Here is a 16438-nt window from a genome sequence, read left to right on the forward strand (position 1 = left end):
AAAGAAGAGGGTTCAAAATTGACAGAAAATTCTTTATTATATAAAGGAGGCATAAAGAAAAGGGAGGATATTTTATGAAGAGAGAAGAATTGTTGGCGCCACCGTCTTATAATTTAGTTTCAGAAATAGAGAAATATACAGGTGATAAAGAGAAGTTAGCTTTAATTTGGCAAGATGATAAAGGGAATCGAAGGGAAGTTACATACGCTGAATTAATGCAAGGTGCGAATAAAATTGGAAACGCTTTTATAAAAAGTGGTTTGCAAAAAGGGGACAAGCTTCTCATTATGATGCCGCGTTTAATTGAAGCGTACATGACGTATATTGCTGCTATTAAAGCAGGATTTGTCGTAATTCCAAGCTCGGAAATGTTACGTAAAAAAGATATAGAATATCGAATTGAACATGGAGAAGTAAAAGCGATAGTAAGCTATGAGCCGTATATTAGGCAGTTTGATGATATAGAAGCGATGGAATCTCTTCGAAAATTTGTCCTGAGCGAGCAGTCAGTAGATGGATGGATTAATTTAAAAACAGCGTTAGAAACAGAGAGTGACATGTTAGAAATGGCGAAGACAGATAAAGAAGATATGGTTTTTTTATCTTACACGTCAGGAACGACAGGAAATCCAAAAGGTGTCGTTCATACACATGCGTGGGCATACGCTCATTTACGTACGAGCGCTCCAAATTGGCTCGGAATTGAAGAGAATGATATTGTATGGGCAACAGCTAGTCCAGGCTGGCAAAAGTGGATTTGGAGCCCGTTTTTAGCAACGCTAGGATCAGGGGCAACAGGATTTGTATATCACGGTAAGTTTGAACCGAAAACGTACCTGAACTTATTAGACGATAATAAGGTGAATGTGCTTTGTTGTACACCGACTGAGTATAGATTAATGGCAAAGGTAGAAGATTTAAGCCAGTACAATTTAGAGGCGTTACATAGCGCTGTATCCGCAGGTGAGCCGTTAAATAGAGAAGTCATTGGAACGTTCCAAAAGCACTTTCATATTACAGTAAGAGACGGCTATGGGCAAACGGAAAATACATTACTTGTTGGTGTAATGAAAGGGATGGATATTAGACCAGGATCAATGGGGAAACCAACGCCAGGTAACCACGTCGATATCGTAAATGAGGAAGGTACTCCGGTTAAAGTAGGTGAAGTTGGTGATATTGCAGTTCACATTGAAACACCGGCCCTCTTTAAACAATATTACAAAGACGATGAACGTACAGCGATGCAATTCCGCGGTGATTATTATATTACAGGTGATAAAGCGAAGAAAGATGAAGACGGCTACTTCTGGTTTGAAGGGCGCGGTGATGATATCATTATTAGCTCTGGTTATACAATCGGGCCGTTTGAAGTAGAGGATGCACTTGTAAAACATCCTTACGTAAGAGAATGTGCAGTTGTCGCAAGTCCTGATGAAATTCGTGGAAGTGTCGTGAAGGCATTTATCGTATTAAGAGAGAATATAGAAAAGAACGAAGAAACATTAATTCCAACACTCCAACAACACGTCAAAGAACTCACTGCACCATATAAATACCCTCGCAAAATTGAATTTGTAGATGAACTACCAAAAACGATTTCTGGAAAAATTCGCCGTATTGAACTTAGAAAACAAGAGATGGAGATTCCGTCAAAATAATTTTGAAAACAGTGAAGTAAATAGTTGAATGAAATGCAAAACAATGATAATATAAAAAACGAACACAAGTTCGATTTTATAAACTTAAAAAAGAGGTGTCCGTATGATTTTAGGTATTAATCCGTACTTAGTTTTAGATGGTAGTGGGCAAGAAGCTGTACAGTTTTATAAAGAGGCTTTAGATGCAAAAGTAGAAGTCATGCAAACTTTTGGTGACATGCCTGAAAATCCAGAATATCCGATTCCAGCTGAAGCGAAAGAGCGCGTTTTACACGCTACTTTAAAAGTTGGTAATACGGATCTTATGATTTCTGATACATTCCCAGGTCAAGGACATGCAAACGGATCTCAAGTAACAATCGCAATTCAAATTAGTAATGCAGAAAAAGCAAAAGAAGTATTCGATAAGTTACAAGAAGGTGGAGAAGTTATCATGCCACTTCAAGAAACATTCTGGAGCCCAGCATACGGACAAGTAAAAGATAAATTTAATATTGAATGGCAAGTTACAACGTCTACTACTGAACAAAAGTAATTTTTAGAAAAGCACCATGTTTTGAAATGGTGCTTTTTTTTATACAATAAAAAATAAAGGAGATGGGATATATGGGAGAAATTTGGTATGGCGGCACCATTTACACAATGAGAGAAGAAAATGAAAAAGTGGACGCTGTTTACGTTGAAAACGGCATAATTGTTGATGCTGGTAATAAGGGAGAATTAGAAAGCAGATATTCAAACGTAAAGTTACATGACCTAAAAGGAAAAACAATGATCCCAGGTCTCGTTGATAGCCATATGCATCTTATTGGGCATGGAGAGAGATTACTCCGTCTAGATTTATCAAATTGTACATCTTATAGCGAAGTACTGACTCTTGTTCAGAAGCGAGTGGAAGAAGCTCCAAAGGGCTCTTGGATTATTGGAGAAGGATGGAATGAAAATAACTTTACAGATACGAAAGATGTTCACGCGCGTGATTTAGATGAAATTTCGAAAGACCATCCTATTTTATTAAAGAGAGTTTGTCGTCACGTTACATGGGTGAATTCATACATACTGCAAGAAGCGAATATAACAGAAGCGACAGAAGATCCAAAAGGCGGGAAAATTGGCAGAGATTCATCAAATAAGTTAACAGGACTTTTATATGAACAAGGGCAAGAATTAATTAAACATGTTCAGCCAGAAATTGATGAAGCTTATTTACAAAGAGCTCTGCAAACAGCGATTAAAGATTGCTGGAAATACGGGCTTGTTGGCGGGCATACGGAAGATTTAAATTATTATGGTGGTTTTAGAAAAACGCATAATGCGTTTTCTCATGTGATAAAAGAAATGCCATTTAAAGCCCATTTGCTCGTTCACCATGAAGTAGCACATGAACGAAAAGAATATGAAAATGAACATTATATTGAATTTGGGGCAATGAAAATTTTTTCTGACGGTTCTTTTGGCGGAAGAACAGCATTATTAAGTGAACCGTATGAAGATGCGAAGGAAACGAATGGGGTTGCGATTTTCTCATGTGAAGAACTTGCAGAATTAGTGAAGAAAGCACGAGATTTACATATGCCAGTTGCGATTCATACTATCGGTGATTTATCGCTTGAATATGTCATTGATGCACTCGAATTATATCCACCAGCAAAAGGGTTACGTGACCGCATTATTCATTGTCAGCTTGCTCGTGAGGAGTTAATTGAAAGAATGAAAAACTTGCAAGTCATTATAGATATACAGCCAGTCTTTCTTTCATCAGATTTTCCGTCAGTCATTGAAAAACTAGGAGAGCGCCGTCTTCGTTATGCGTATGCTTGGAAGACATTACTGGAAGCAGGGCTACATTGTAATGGTGGCTCAGATGCCCCCATTGAACAAGTAAATCCGTTTCTAGGTATATATAGCGCTGTTACACGTAGAAGTTTTATTGACGGTGTATGCTATATGCCTGAGGAAAGATTAACGGTATATGAGGCTGTTTCTTTATTTACAACAGGAAGTGCCTATGCAATTGGAAAAGAAGCGAAGCGAGGGCAAATTACAAAAGGATATGAAGCAGACTTTACAATATTAGACCGCAATATGTTTGAAATTGAGGCAGAAGAAATAAAAGAAGTAGAAGCAGAAATGACCGTAATAGATGGCCAAGTTGTCTATAGAAAAGATGCGTAAAAATATATCAGCGATTTTCGGAATATATCGACTGTAACTCGAAATATATAAGCGATTATTGAAATATATCTACCGTAACTCGAAATATATGAGCGATTATTAAAATATATCGACTTACCGACAAAAACTGACAAGAATAACGGGTGGATAGTAAGAGAGTATTGTCCGCGCCAATCGGGGTAAATAAATAACCGCAGAATTATGGAATTCCATAATTCTGCGGTTATTTTAATCCTATAAAAACGTTCTCTGTACTTTTTCCCAGAAAGAATTGTTTTTTAATTTAACTGTTTTAATTTGTTTATCGCTTAAGCGTACAACAGCTTTTTCCACTTGTTTAATGCTAAGCGCTTCGTTATCCATGCCGATAACAGGATAATCGTTACCGTCTGGTCTTAGTTTTAAAGTTAATGTACGTTCGTGATTTAAAATGAAAGGTGAACCGAGCGTACGGTAAGTGTTGTTGTTTAAAGATGCTAGTTCGCTTACTTGGAAACATGGAATAAGTGGGTCAACAACTGCGCCATGCAATGATTTATTGTAAGCAGTACTTCCTGTTGGGGTAGAAACTACTAAACCGTCACCTCTAAATGTTTCGAAATATAAATCATCAACGTGAACATCTACAACGAATGTTTTTATAATACTAGAACGTAATGAGAACTCATTTAAACAATGGAAAGATGTACTGTGATCTACATCTACCTGAATTGTTGGATATTTACGCACTTCAATTTCATTTTTTGTAATTTCTTGAAGGGCTGTATCAACGTGATCAATATGGAAATCGCAGTAGAACGAAGTTTCATCTTTCGTAGAAATCCCTGCGTATAAGCAATCTTCCCTAAAACCAGTTTTACGAACGGCTTGTAAGAAGGTTGCATCATCTCCAACACTGACGATAGCGTTTGCATTTTTTGGATGATCTAATATGGTAAATCCATTCTCTTCTAAAATACGATAGATTGGTTTCATTTTTTCAACGAGCGTTGCTTTGTCATCACCATAAAAGAAAAATAAATTGCGACGATCTGCCATTATGTATCCCTCCACTGCAGTTAAATTTTCTGTTTTTCGTGCTACATATCATTAGAGTCCGTTCCCTGATGATATGTTCAAATAATATATTTCGATATAAAATGTCAAAATACCTTTTTATTTTTAGAAAAATTTTTATATTCAATCTTATAGAACTCTGTTTAATGATGAATAAAGTTGTCGATAATGGGTACGGAGTGAAAGGATGATACGTATGAAGTGGCTCGTAATTGGAATAATAATTCTTCTTCTTTTTATTTTGTTTATACTATTGTCAAAAATAAAGCTTAAGGTGACATTTTTATATTCAGAAATGGAAAAGAAATGTTTGCTTCAAGTGAAAATATGGATGATTCGATATACATTTGATGTGTTGGAAAGAATTGAAAAACAGCAGAAAAAGACAGGACAGAAAATCGAAAAAGCTGAAGAGGACGGCGGACTCGATAATAAAATTATGGCGCAACTTGACAGCATTGGTGAACTGATAAAAAAGCTTCAAGAAGTTCATACTATTGTTAAAGATTTTCTCAAACGAGTGAAAATCAATGGTTGGAAATGGCATACACAAATTGGAGCAGGTGACGCAGCTAGTACTGGAATTGTCACTGGATATGCATGGGGGACAAAAGGTATGGCTGCTGGAGTTGTCGGACAATATATGCATATTGTCGACGTACCAGAATTTGAAATTACCCCAGTTTTTCAAGGAAAAGGATTTGCATCAAGATGTGAGTTAACAGCATCTTTTCGTATATTCCGCACTATAAAAACAGCGGTGAAATTGCTCATATTTATGAGGAAGCAAAGATCTGGTATGACAGAAAAATCTGTTCAAGCATAGGGGGGATATAGAATGGACCATCCAATTCAAGGTTTAATGACAACAGCAATGCAGCATTTAAAACAAATGACTGATGTAAATACAATTGTTGGTGACCCAATTAAAGCGGCAGATGGAAGTGTAATTCTTACTGTTTCGAAAGTAAGTTTCGGGTTTGCTGCTGGTGGAAGTGAATTTGGTAAAGTAGAACATTCAGGCCGCCATCCATTTGGCGGGGGAAGTGGTGGAGGAGTTTCTATTAATCCTGTTGCCTTTCTTGTTATAAATGGAGATGGTGTGAAAGTATTGCACTTAGATAAACAAACACATGTCATCGATAAAATAATTGAATTAGCGCCACAAGCTGTTGATAAAGTGAAAGAAATGATGGATAAACGAAAAGAAGATGATCCTGAATTTCAAATTTAACGAATAAAGAAGCTAATCAATAGGTTAGCTTCTTTAATTTTTTTGTAAATAAAGCGATTTTATTTGCATTATCGATAGGGACAAACTATCATTTACATTGTACATATTTTGTTTAAATAAGGGAGGATTTTCAAGTGGCAAACGTAACTTTTAAAGGTAATCCAATGACTTTAGTTGGAACAGAAGTTAAAGTTGGCGATCAAGCGCCAAACTTCCAAGTATTAGCAAACGACTTATCTCCAGTAAGTTTAGAAACATACAAAGGCGAAGTGAAATTAATTAGTGTTGTACCTTCAATCGACACAGGTGTGTGTGATGCACAAACACGTCGTTTTAACCAAGATGCAGCAGGTATTGAAAACGCGAAAGTATTAACAATTAGCGCTGATTTACCATTCGCTCAAAAACGCTGGTGTGCAGCAAACGGTTTAGAAAATGTTGTAACACTTTCTGACCACCGCGACCTTTCATTCGGTGAAGCTTACGGCTTAGTAATGAAAGAACTTCGTTTACTTGCTCGTGCAGTATTCGTAGTAGATAGCAATGACAAAGTAGTTTACGTAGAATACGTAAGCGAAGGTACAAGCCATCCAAACTATGAAGCAGCATTACAAGCAGCTAAATCTGCGAAGTAATGTGAAGAAAATGACCTCTTATAAAGAGGTCGTTTTTTCTCATATATTGCTCTGTAACGGCATCGATATATGAGAAAAAACGTTATATCATATATAACTAAAGGGGAGCTCTTTACAGGAGGTCGCTTTTTCTTTTTGGAAAAAATCACTTTGTGGTATGATATAAGTTATGTGTAAAAGAGAGAAGGAGGAATGTACGTGAGTCAGACAGTAGAAACATTATTTTCTATTTTTGATTCTTCTGCGGTAGTTTTACGTAAAGAATTAGATGTAACATATTTAGAGGCGCTTGTAGAAACAGGTGATAACTTGTTTGAGGGAGCGATTTTACAAGAGGAATTATCCGAATCAGCAATTGAAAGGCTGAATCGTGAATATAGTACGTTTAATGAAGAAACATATAAAGGTGAAGAAATTCGTAAAGCATTTCAGTTAGCCATCTTAAAAGGAATGAAAGAAGGCGTACAAGCGAATCACGAAATGACACCTGATGCAGTTGGGATGTTCATGAGTTACTTATTCCATAAATTTATGCAAGGTCAAAATGAAATTACAGTTTTAGATCCTGCAATTGGAACAGGTAACTTAATGACTACAGTGTTTAATAGCGCTAAAGAAGGACTAACAATGAGTGGATTTGGTGTAGAAGTGGATGAAGTGCTAATTAAACTTGCTTTAGTAAATGCAAATTTACAAAAGCATGCAATCGAATTCTTCCATCAAGATGGACTAGCACCACTTTATATCGATCCAGTTGATGCAGTCGTTTCAGACTTACCGGTTGGTTATTATCCAAACGAAATCGGTGCAAGTGAATATAAATTAAAAGCAGATGAAGGAATGTCGTATGCCCATCACTTATTTATTGAACAAAGTGTGAAACATACGAAAGAGGGCGGTTACTTATTCTTCTTAGTACCAAACTTCATTTTTGAAAGTGACCAAGCACCGAAATTACATGCATTTATTAAAGAAACATGCTTTATTCAAGGGTTATTACAGCTTCCTGTTTCCATGTTTAAAAACGAGAAAAATGCAAAAAGTATATTTGTTCTCCAAAAGAAAGGCGCTAATGTAACAATGCCAAAACAGGCGTTATTAGTGGAGTTGCCTAAATTCTCTAATATGAAGGCGATGGAAGACATTATGGATCAATTAAATACTTGGTTTGCAACACATAAATAAAGCTAGGTATATGTAACAGCATTAGTGATTTATGTAGTACAGTTTTATATAATATGTCATATTTTTAAATATATACAAGATTTAACTGAATTTTTTTGAAATCTGTAATATATATTTTTTCTTGGTGTTACAATTTTTTCACTTGAAATATATGTCGGACGATGTTTAAATTAAAATCGTGAGTATAAAATTTGCTAATGATGAAACGTTTTCATATTTAGTGAATTTGATCAGATAAAATCGAGCGGTTTGTGGAAACATCCACACAACTACCAAGAGAAAAAGGGGCGAAAGACTAGATGTCAAAAATCATCGCGATTAACGCAGGAAGCTCTTCCTTAAAATTCCAATTATTTGAAATGCCAAGTGAAACAGTATTAACAAAAGGTTTAGTAGAACGTATCGGTTTAGAAGATAGTATCTTCACTATTACTGTAGATGGCGAAAAACAAAAAGAAATTACAAACATTCCAGATCACGCAGTAGCAGTTAATATGCTTCTTAAAAAGTTAACTGAAAACGGAATCGTTAAATCTCTAGATGAGATTGGCGGTATCGGTCACCGTGTTGTTCACGGCGGCGAAAAATTTGCTGACTCTGTTTTAATTACTGATGAAGTATTAGCTGATATCGAAGAATTAAGCGATTTAGCACCACTTCATAACCCAGCAAACGTTGTTGGTATTAAAGCATTCCAAGAAGTATTACCAAACGTACCAGCAGTAGCAGTATTCGATACAGCATTCCACCAAACAATGCCGGAATCTGCATTCCTATACAGCTTACCATATGAGTACTATGAAAAATTCGGCATCCGTAAATACGGTTTCCACGGAACTTCTCATAAATATGTAACTGAGCGTGCGGCTGAATTATTAGGTCGTCCAATTGAAAGCTTAAGCTTACTTTCTTGTCACTTAGGTAACGGTGCAAGTATCGCAGCAGTAGAAGGCGGTAAATCTATTGATACTTCTATGGGCTTCACTCCACTTGCTGGTGTAACAATGGGTACACGTTCTGGTAACCTTGACCCTGCGTTAATTCCATACATCATGGAAAAAACAGGCCAAACAGTAGAAGAAGTAGTTAACGTATTAAACAAGAAGAGTGGTATGTTAGGTCTTACTGGTTACTCTAGTGACCTACGTGACATCATTGCGAAAGAAGAAGAAGGCGACCACCGTGCGAAAGTAGCACTTGATGTATTCGTAAGCCGTATCCACAAATACATCGGTTCTTACACTGCTCGTATGAAAGGTGTAGACGCAATCATCTTCACAGCTGGTGTAGGTGAAAACAGTGCGATTATTCGTGAGCGCGTATTAGAAGGCCTTGAGTACATGGGCGTATACTTCGATGCAAAACGTAATAACGTATTCGGTGAAGAAGCATTCATCAGCTTCCCACACTCTCCAGTAAAAATTATCGTAATTCCAACTGACGAAGAAGTTATGATTGCTCGTGACGTACTACGTCTTGGAGATATTGGTTAATATATGAAAAAAAAGACGAGATCCTATAGGATTTCGTCTTTTTTCTTTTAGATGTATTTTAAAACTCCATCCGGATATAATATTTTTTCTTTCTGAATGAATGCCGTAATAGGAATCCATTTCGCATATGCTACTGTTTCCTCATCTTGTATATTTAATATTTTCATTTCATATAGTGACGTGTCTAATAAACGCAAAGAATATAGTTGAATAATTTCATGACCAATGTCTCCATCTAGATGAAAGACATTTTCTAAACAGCCTAAATAATTGGTGATTTCCACTTCTGTATGAAGCTCTTCCCTAAATTCACGAATAACGGTATGTGCTGATTGTTCACCAAGTTCAATTGAACCACCAAGAGGTCGGTAAAATGTTTCATCGGCTGAATGATATTCTTGTACGAGAAGACGCCCGTGATGTATAGCAATGCCAAAAGCCTTTGCACGTGGATACATATACAATCACTCCTTATTTTTTTGTATAAGGAAGATTATAATATGTTTTGTAGTAAAGGTGTCATGTATTTAAGAATGTGGTCTAATCGTAATTCCATCAAATAAGTCTTTCCAAAATGCTTCATTGTATTGGTATACATCCATAATAGGACATTTCATAACGCAAACACGTTGTAATCCCCAATCTTCTTGGGTGATAGTTGGTATATCGGCAGGAATTAGTAACAGGACAGAGAATGTATGTGTAACGATTTGAGATAAAATTTGTTCTAGGGAACATGCTTCTTCATATGTTCCTCCAGTTCGAATAAATAATATGGATTCTGCCGTTTCAATTGTAGCTAGAAAACGATTAATACGATGTTCATAATTTAACTTAATTTCTGTATAAGAAGGCCAAGAAGTTGGTGTGTTTACATCTGTTTTAAAGTCATGACAGGAGTCAATTTCATAAAGGTTGTCCCTTAATCTTAATTTTGCATCATCATCCCAAAATGAGATGAAGGATAAATTTTCGAAATTTAAAAAGCGGTCAAATCGATTTTGTAATAATACATTCACTTTTTCTAATGAGGGGCTTAGCATAAAATCAATAACGCCAAAAAATGGTGATAATTCTAATTGATATAATGCCCAAGCAGGCCAGCAGTTTTGTCCTAAGCTGAATACCGCATTATATTCTTTTTTTATATCGGATAGATTCATGTGATTTATCTCATCCTTTTTGTTAATATTTTATGCCATTCAAAAATGGTATGTGAATAAAGATAGACAAGCATATTTGCAAAGAATAAGCAGAAATATGTTACAATAGAAAAAAATCGAACGAGGTGGTTGTTACGATGCGATCGAAGCGAGAACAAGCCATTTTAGACAATATAAAAGAATGGGAAGCGCAATTAGTTGAGCAAGAAGCGACCGATTTTCAAAAAGTGTTTGATAAATGGTTACATACTACAGTTGCGAAATTACCTGAGAAAAAGCGAAAAGAATTCTTCACGAAAGCAGATGGATGGCTCTTTCATTTGCATGCATTTATTCAAAGTTCACAAGCGCAGTTAGATGCACGTAATCGGATTTTAGGAACATCAAGATTATTTGATGAATCGATTGAACAGCTTGAAGATTTGAAAGCATTATCTATTGATCAATTAACATACATAGCAGAGCAGCAAACAGCACGTCATCGTCTATATTCATTTGTACAAGGCGGGGCAACAGGTGCTGGAGGTTTATTATTATTAACGGCGGATTTTCCGGTTATGATCGCATTAAATGTGAAGGCAGTCCAACTTATTGCAACATCATTTGGACATGATGTGAACAAGCCGTATGAAATGATGCTTGCGTTAAAGGTGTTTCATGCGTCATTACTACCAGGAAGACTTCAGCAATACGCATGGTACAATTTATTGCAAGAGCTGGAGCAAGAAGATTCGTTCTTCTACGAAGGAGACGAAGCAGTGCTACAAACAGCTTCTACTGAGGTTGTGTTAAAACAAATTTTGAAGACATTTTCGATTTATGCTCTTCGTCGTAAATTATTCCAAGGTATACCGGTAATTGGAATGGCAATTGGATCTACAGTGAATTATCGTTTAACAAGAAACGTTACTGAATTTGCAAATAGATTTTATCAAGTGCGCCATATAGTCGAGAAAGAAAAAAGAGCATAAAAAAAGCGAGAGGCCGAAGCCTTTCGCTTTTTTAATTTGTTGCATGTTTTTTGGACATTGGAACAGATACTGGCTGCTTTTCTGCTGTTTTTTCTGTTTTTGGATAATAAATTAAATCCAATGTTTTTGCCTGTACGGCAATCGAAAGAATAGTAAAAGCAATTTCTGTCCAATTTAAATAATATAATGAAAGCGCAAGAACAATCGCGTCAAAGACGAAGAAAATTTGCCCAATTGTAAAACGAGTTCGTTTACTTAATACAATTGTTAAAATATCGTCTCCACCGGTTGCACCGCCAAATCGCAATATAAAACCGAGTCCAATACCAGCTAACGCACCGCCAACTACTGCAGCTATAAATAAGTTATTTGATAAATCTACCGTAAATGGAGAATAATTTTCCATAAAGGAATAAAATACTCCGAATGAAATTGAACCTAGGAATGAATAGCCAACCATTTTTCTACCTAAAAATGAAGCACACAGTAAAATAATTGGGATATCCATTAATACAGTTGAAATAGATGGTGAAATATCATAAAAGTTTTGAATGAATAGTGCAATTCCTACAAAGCCACCTTCTGTTAAGTGGTTTTGGAAGTGAATGTGATATAGCGCTGCTGCTAAAATAAATGAACCGATTAAAACCATAAAAATTTCTTTAATAATTTGCCGACTTTGGATGTTCCTCATCGTTATTCCTTCTTTCCGTAGTTAGTAGTCCTTTTTGTGTTGTAAACTAACTACGAGCTCACATGTAGCTTTCAGTTAGTTTACGAAAAAACTAACTACGCTATATGTCGCTGAAGAAATAACGAATAATCCTCTCGTCCATCAATTCTCCCTACCTTCGTTTTAGTTTAAGTCTTAAAACGACTAAACAAAACGTGGAGTAGGATTCTTCATTTAGCAATCCTGCTCTTCTTTGTTTTGTTTAGTTAGTAACAATTAAGTCCTAAACAAAACGCTATGTGTAAGAAGAGTCTTTTTTTTGCCAAATTATCCTTCGGGCAATCATAATTTCCCCACTCTCGTATTTTTTTCGCTAGACTAAAGTATCTGAGCTGAAAAATACGCTACGTGTATGATTCGTCAATACGATGCCACATGCTCCTTCGAGCGATCATGATATCAAAATCCCTTCCTTCAAGATTTATACTATTATATCATACTTTTAAAAAATGTATGCGGATGGAAACCGACAATAAACGGAGGGAATCTACAAAAAATGTTATGTTTAAATATTTTTGTAGAAAAGCCTAAGTTATTTCGGAGGATTGGACAGTTTGTAACGGTTTGTCCAATAAGTAAGAAAAAAAGGTTTTATTCCGTTGTATTCTTTTCATCACTTTTATCTTTGAAAAACGCATCCCAACTAATCACACTTAAAAAAGTTAAAGCGATAATAACGAAAGCACGCATAAGCTGTAGACCTCCTTTTGTACATAGTATATGAATCATTCGATTCGGAATGTGTCATTTTTTTACAAGTCTTAACTATTATGAGAGTATATTAATATAGATAGATGAAGGGGAGAGTGAAGGTATGCTAAAAGAAATGTTCAAAAGAAAAGAATTAATATGTATTTCATGTCAGAAAAAAATTCAATATGAAGAAGAGCTTGTTGCTTTTGTAAAGTTGCCGAAAGAAAGAAGTATATTAGTTGGCCCTTTTGATGTGTGTTTGGCAAAAACAGCACAAGAGATATATTGTAAATCATGTTACGACAAAAAAAGCATGACCCAAAGTAATTGAGGGGCATGCTTTTTTCATTGGTGTGCTTTCCCCTCAGATACATTTTGAGTGAGTCGATACCAAAGCCAAAGGTCATTAATGATGGAAGCAAGATCGGCAATTTCTGAATTTAGTTTACAAGAAACTTCGAAGTCTTCTTCGTTATTTAAATAATGTTGTTTTTTATTAATATAGTGCTCAAGTTCTTTTATACGATCAGGAATTTTCCCGCGAACTTGTTCCCATTTTAGTAAAATAGCATGTTGCATTTTTTCGGGGATTTCTTCCCAGTCTTCTTGTAAATGTGGAATTTCAATTCCTAGATGTTCATCGTATAAGAAATACTTTTCCATAAGTTCACCCCCGTTTTCCTGCTTATATTGTACAGAAAAACAGAAAGAAGTTCGACGAAATTGTTTGAAAAAATTTGAAAATGACTCTTGATACATTTTGTGAAAGGTGTTAAAGTGTGAATTATTATAAAAGAAAATGAATATTTATTCTTTAGGGGGATGCAAAATGGAGAAGAAAAAAGTTGTATTAGCATATTCCGGAGGTCTTGATACTTCCGTTGCAATTAAATGGTTACAAGAGAAGAATTATGATATTATCGCGCTTTGTTTAGACTTAGGGGAAGGTAAAGACTTAGCATTTGTAAAGGAAAAGGCACTTTCAGTAGGTGCAATTAAATCATATATGATTGACGTTCAAGAAGAATTTGCAAACGAATATGCATTGATGGCGATGCAAGCACACACATTATACGAAGGAAAATACCCTCTTGTCTCTGCATTATCTCGTCCGCTTATTGCGAAGAAATTAGTAGAAATCGCAGAACAAGAAGGCGCAACTGCAGTTGCACACGGATGTACAGGAAAAGGAAATGACCAAGTTCGTTTTGAAGTTTCTATCCAAGCATTAAATCCTTACTTAGAAGTGATTGCGCCTGTACGTGAATGGAAATGGTCACGTGAAGAAGAAATTGCATATGCAAAAGAAAACGATGTACCAATTCCGATTAATTTAGATAGCCCGTTTTCAATCGATCAAAACTTATGGGGACGCAGCAACGAATGTGGAATTTTAGAAGATCCATGGGCAGCGCCGCCAGAAGATGCATATGAGATGACATTAGCGTTAGAAGATACACCGAATAAACCAGAGTTTGTAGAAATCGGATTTGAAGCGGGCGTACCGACTACTTTAAATGGCACTGCATATTCACTTGCAGAATTAATTAAAACGTTAAATGCGCTTGCTGGAAAACACGGCGTTGGACGTATTGATCACGTAGAAAATCGTCTTGTCGGTATTAAATCTCGTGAAGTATACGAATGCCCAGCAGCAATGACGTTAATCACTGCGCATAAAGAGTTGGAAGATTTAACACACGTAAAAGAAGTAGCGCATTTTAAACCAGTGATTGAACAGAAAATAACAGAACTTATTTATAACGGTTTATGGTTCTCACCTTTAAAACAAGCGCTTCATGCATTTTTACAAGAAACGCAAAAGAATGTAACAGGTACAGTGCGTGTGAAATTATTTAAAGGTCATGCGATTGTAGAAGGACGTAAATCTGAATACTCTTTATACGATGAAAAATTAGCAACATATACTGCCCAGGACGAATTTAATCATGATGCAGCAGTTGGATTCATTTCATTATTTGGTTTACCGACGAAAGTATACAGCCAAGTGAATCAAAAGAAGGTGGAAGCGTGAGCAAACTTTGGGGCGGACGTTTTACTGAAGAAGCGGAAGCGTGGGTTGAAGAGTTTGGAGCATCCATCTCTTTCGATCAACAATTAGTAAATCAAGATATAAACGGGAGTATTGCACACGTAACGATGCTAGCAAAGCAAGGCATCGTTACGAAAGAAGAAGCAGAGAAAATAAAGATAGGTCTTCAATATTTATTGAAAGAAGCAAAAGAGAATAAGCTACAATTTTTAGTAGAAGCAGAGGATATTCATTTAAACATCGAAAAAATGTTAATTGAACAAATTGGCGAAGTAGGAGGAAAACTTCACACTGGCCGAAGTCGTAATGATCAAGTAGCGACAGATATGCATTTGTATTTAAAAGAAAAGGTAGAACATATTATAAAAGCTACAAAACAATTGCAAACTGTTCTTGTTCATCAAGCAGAAAATAATATTGAAACGATTATGCCTGGCTATACGCATTTGCAACGTGCTCAGCCGATTTCATTTGCTCATCATATTCTTGCTTACTTTTGGATGTTAGAGCGTGATGTAAATCGTTATGAAGATTCGTTAAAGCGTATTAATATCTCCCCATTAGGAGCAGGAGCGCTAGCTGGGACGACATTCCCGATTGACCGAGAATATAGTGCGGAGCTTCTTGGATTTAATGGAATATATGAAAATAGTTTAGATGCAGTAAGCGATCGTGATTTCATCTTGGAGTTTTTAAGTAACTCATCTCTGCTTATGATGCACTTATCGCGCTTTTGTGAAGAACTTATTTTATGGAGTAGCCAAGAGTTTCAATTTATTGAAATGAGCGATCAATACGCAACTGGAAGCAGCATTATGCCGCAAAAGAAAAATCCGGATATGGCGGAACTAATCCGTGGTAAAACAGGCAGAGTATACGGTAATTTATTCAGTTTACTTACAGTAATGAAAGGATTACCGCTCGCTTACAATAAAGACTTGCAAGAAGATAAAGAAGGAATGTTTGATACAGTAAAAACAGTAGAAGGATGCCTTCATATTATGGCAGGCATGCTTGAAACGATGACTGTAAACAAAGAAAAAATGGGGCAAGCTGTGACGCAAGATTTCTCCAATGCAACAGAAATTGCCGACTATTTAGCAAACAAAGGACTACCATTCCGTCAAGCTCATGAAATTGTTGGGAAGTTAGTGCTATATTGCACACAAAAAGGAGTTTATTTATTAGATGTCTCGCTTGAAACATATAAAGAAATGAGCTCTTTATTTGAAGAGGATTTGTATGAAGTTCTTTCACCATATGCGGCTGTAAAGCGTCGTAATAGTGCGGGTGGAACAGGATTTGAACAAATCAAAAACGCTTTGGAGAAGGCGAAGGGGTTAACGAAAGAATTTATTAAGAATTGAGTTGGGAAGTACGCCAGTC

Annotated in this window: 17 protein-coding genes; 12 read left to right on the forward strand and 5 right to left on the reverse strand. The window is 36.1% G+C overall.

Features of this window, described 5'->3' with window-relative positions; translation table 11 throughout:
• Positions 1–74 precede the first annotated feature (74 nt).
• The 3 genes from B9A45_RS06140 (at position 75) to B9A45_RS06150 (ending at position 3836) form a co-directional block, all read left to right on the forward strand.
• Entirely contained in the window at positions 75–1661 is a 1587-nt protein-coding gene (locus B9A45_RS06140) for an acyl-CoA synthetase MbcS (RefSeq protein WP_016110793.1), read from the forward strand.
• A 103-nt stretch (positions 1662–1764) separates the two neighbouring features.
• Positions 1765–2196 (forward strand): VOC family protein, encoded by a 432-nt coding sequence (locus B9A45_RS06145; RefSeq protein WP_000600356.1) that lies wholly within the window; start codon positions 1765–1767, stop codon positions 2194–2196.
• A 71-nt stretch (positions 2197–2267) separates the two neighbouring features.
• On the forward strand, positions 2268–3836 hold the full coding sequence (locus B9A45_RS06150; protein ID WP_084063937.1) for an amidohydrolase: 1569 nt from the start codon (positions 2268–2270) through the stop codon (positions 3834–3836).
• Positions 3837–4070: 234 nt separating this feature from the next.
• Here B9A45_RS06150 and B9A45_RS06155 read toward each other — a convergent pair whose 3' ends face one another.
• Positions 4071–4874 (reverse strand): NAD kinase, encoded by an 804-nt coding sequence (locus tag B9A45_RS06155; RefSeq protein WP_000785186.1) that lies wholly within the window; start codon positions 4872–4874, stop codon positions 4071–4073.
• Positions 4875–5079: 205 nt separating this feature from the next.
• Here B9A45_RS06155 and B9A45_RS06160 point away from each other — a divergent pair, with 205 nt between their 5' ends.
• From B9A45_RS06160 to ackA, 5 genes are all read left to right on the forward strand, one after another.
• Positions 5080–5718, forward strand: coding sequence for a DUF2953 domain-containing protein (locus tag B9A45_RS06160; protein WP_002101410.1), 639 nt, complete (start codon positions 5080–5082; stop codon positions 5716–5718).
• Positions 5719–5730: 12 nt separating this feature from the next.
• The gene (gene ytfJ / locus B9A45_RS06165; RefSeq protein WP_000350003.1) at positions 5731–6126 is read left to right on the forward strand and encodes a GerW family sporulation protein; all 396 of its coding nucleotides are present in this window, start codon (positions 5731–5733) and stop codon (positions 6124–6126) included.
• A gap of 134 nt (positions 6127–6260) precedes the next feature.
• The gene (gene tpx / locus B9A45_RS06170; RefSeq protein WP_084063938.1) at positions 6261–6761 is read left to right on the forward strand and encodes a thiol peroxidase; all 501 of its coding nucleotides are present in this window, start codon (positions 6261–6263) and stop codon (positions 6759–6761) included.
• A 198-nt stretch (positions 6762–6959) separates the two neighbouring features.
• Entirely contained in the window at positions 6960–7946 is a 987-nt protein-coding gene (locus tag B9A45_RS06175; protein ID WP_000084367.1) for a class I SAM-dependent methyltransferase, read from the forward strand.
• A gap of 299 nt (positions 7947–8245) precedes the next feature.
• On the forward strand, positions 8246–9439 hold the full coding sequence (ackA, locus tag B9A45_RS06180; RefSeq protein WP_000034575.1) for an acetate kinase: 1194 nt from the start codon (positions 8246–8248) through the stop codon (positions 9437–9439).
• 47 nt (positions 9440–9486) lie between these two features.
• Here the strand turns inward: ackA and B9A45_RS06185 are convergent, their stop codons facing one another.
• Positions 9487–9897, reverse strand: a complete 411-nt coding sequence (locus B9A45_RS06185; RefSeq protein ID WP_000283467.1) for an NUDIX hydrolase — start codon at positions 9895–9897, stop codon at positions 9487–9489.
• A 69-nt stretch (positions 9898–9966) separates the two neighbouring features.
• Positions 9967–10602: a DUF1796 family putative cysteine peptidase gene (locus B9A45_RS06190; RefSeq protein WP_001053732.1), complete on the reverse strand. Its 636-nt coding sequence runs from the start codon at positions 10600–10602 to the stop codon at positions 9967–9969.
• A 137-nt stretch (positions 10603–10739) separates the two neighbouring features.
• Here B9A45_RS06190 and B9A45_RS06195 point away from each other — a divergent pair, with 137 nt between their 5' ends.
• On the forward strand, positions 10740–11573 hold the full coding sequence (locus tag B9A45_RS06195; RefSeq protein ID WP_001256853.1) for an EcsC family protein: 834 nt from the start codon (positions 10740–10742) through the stop codon (positions 11571–11573).
• Positions 11574–11604: 31 nt separating this feature from the next.
• Here B9A45_RS06195 and B9A45_RS06200 read toward each other — a convergent pair whose 3' ends face one another.
• Entirely contained in the window at positions 11605–12267 is a 663-nt protein-coding gene (locus B9A45_RS06200; RefSeq protein WP_001244515.1) for a YitT family protein, read from the reverse strand.
• A gap of 853 nt (positions 12268–13120) precedes the next feature.
• Here B9A45_RS06200 and B9A45_RS06210 point away from each other — a divergent pair.
• The gene (locus B9A45_RS06210) at positions 13121–13330 is read left to right on the forward strand and encodes a hypothetical protein (protein WP_000910674.1); all 210 of its coding nucleotides are present in this window, start codon (positions 13121–13123) and stop codon (positions 13328–13330) included.
• A 14-nt stretch (positions 13331–13344) separates the two neighbouring features.
• Here B9A45_RS06210 and B9A45_RS06215 read toward each other — a convergent pair whose 3' ends face one another.
• Positions 13345–13662: a hypothetical protein gene (locus tag B9A45_RS06215; protein WP_000417216.1), complete on the reverse strand. Its 318-nt coding sequence runs from the start codon at positions 13660–13662 to the stop codon at positions 13345–13347.
• Between the two features lie 166 nt (positions 13663–13828).
• Between B9A45_RS06215 and B9A45_RS06220 the strand changes: the two genes are divergently transcribed.
• Together B9A45_RS06220 and argH are read left to right on the forward strand one after the other, a co-directional pair.
• Entirely contained in the window at positions 13829–15034 is a 1206-nt protein-coding gene (locus B9A45_RS06220) for an argininosuccinate synthase (RefSeq protein ID WP_000412315.1), read from the forward strand.
• The gene (argH, locus tag B9A45_RS06225; protein ID WP_084063939.1) at positions 15031–16419 is read left to right on the forward strand and encodes an argininosuccinate lyase; all 1389 of its coding nucleotides are present in this window, start codon (positions 15031–15033) and stop codon (positions 16417–16419) included. The genes B9A45_RS06220 and argH overlap by 4 nt, the downstream gene beginning before the upstream one ends.
• Positions 16420–16438: the final 19 nt, after the last annotated feature.

It is taken from the genome of Bacillus sp. JKS001846, from assembly GCF_900176455.1.
Lineage (GTDB): Bacteria > Bacillota > Bacilli > Bacillales > Bacillaceae_G > Bacillus_A > Bacillus_A cereus.

Excerpts from the sequence above, each read along its gene's own strand:
- ytfJ (WP_000350003.1), top strand. The coding sequence starts at position 5,731 with ATGGACCATCCAATTCAAGGTTTAATGACAACAGCAATGCAGCATTTA.
- B9A45_RS06140 (WP_016110793.1), top strand. The coding sequence starts at position 75 with ATGAAGAGAGAAGAATTGTTGGCGCCACCGTCTTATAATTTAGTTTCA.
- B9A45_RS06220 (WP_000412315.1), top strand. The coding sequence starts at position 13,829 with ATGGAGAAGAAAAAAGTTGTATTAGCATATTCCGGAGGTCTTGATACT.
- B9A45_RS06150 (WP_084063937.1), top strand. The coding sequence starts at position 2,268 with ATGGGAGAAATTTGGTATGGCGGCACCATTTACACAATGAGAGAAGAA.
- B9A45_RS06210 (WP_000910674.1), top strand. The coding sequence starts at position 13,121 with ATGCTAAAAGAAATGTTCAAAAGAAAAGAATTAATATGTATTTCATGT.
- B9A45_RS06145 (WP_000600356.1), top strand. The coding sequence starts at position 1,765 with ATGATTTTAGGTATTAATCCGTACTTAGTTTTAGATGGTAGTGGGCAA.
- B9A45_RS06160 (WP_002101410.1), top strand. The coding sequence starts at position 5,080 with ATGATACGTATGAAGTGGCTCGTAATTGGAATAATAATTCTTCTTCTT.
- B9A45_RS06200 (WP_001244515.1), bottom strand. The coding sequence starts at position 12,267 with ATGAGGAACATCCAAAGTCGGCAAATTATTAAAGAAATTTTTATGGTT.
- B9A45_RS06190 (WP_001053732.1), bottom strand. The coding sequence starts at position 10,602 with ATGAATCTATCCGATATAAAAAAAGAATATAATGCGGTATTCAGCTTA.
- ackA (WP_000034575.1), top strand. The coding sequence starts at position 8,246 with ATGTCAAAAATCATCGCGATTAACGCAGGAAGCTCTTCCTTAAAATTC.
- B9A45_RS06185 (WP_000283467.1), bottom strand. The coding sequence starts at position 9,897 with ATGTATCCACGTGCAAAGGCTTTTGGCATTGCTATACATCACGGGCGT.
- B9A45_RS06155 (WP_000785186.1), bottom strand. The coding sequence starts at position 4,874 with ATGGCAGATCGTCGCAATTTATTTTTCTTTTATGGTGATGACAAAGCA.
- B9A45_RS06195 (WP_001256853.1), top strand. The coding sequence starts at position 10,740 with ATGCGATCGAAGCGAGAACAAGCCATTTTAGACAATATAAAAGAATGG.
- B9A45_RS06215 (WP_000417216.1), bottom strand. The coding sequence starts at position 13,662 with ATGGAAAAGTATTTCTTATACGATGAACATCTAGGAATTGAAATTCCA.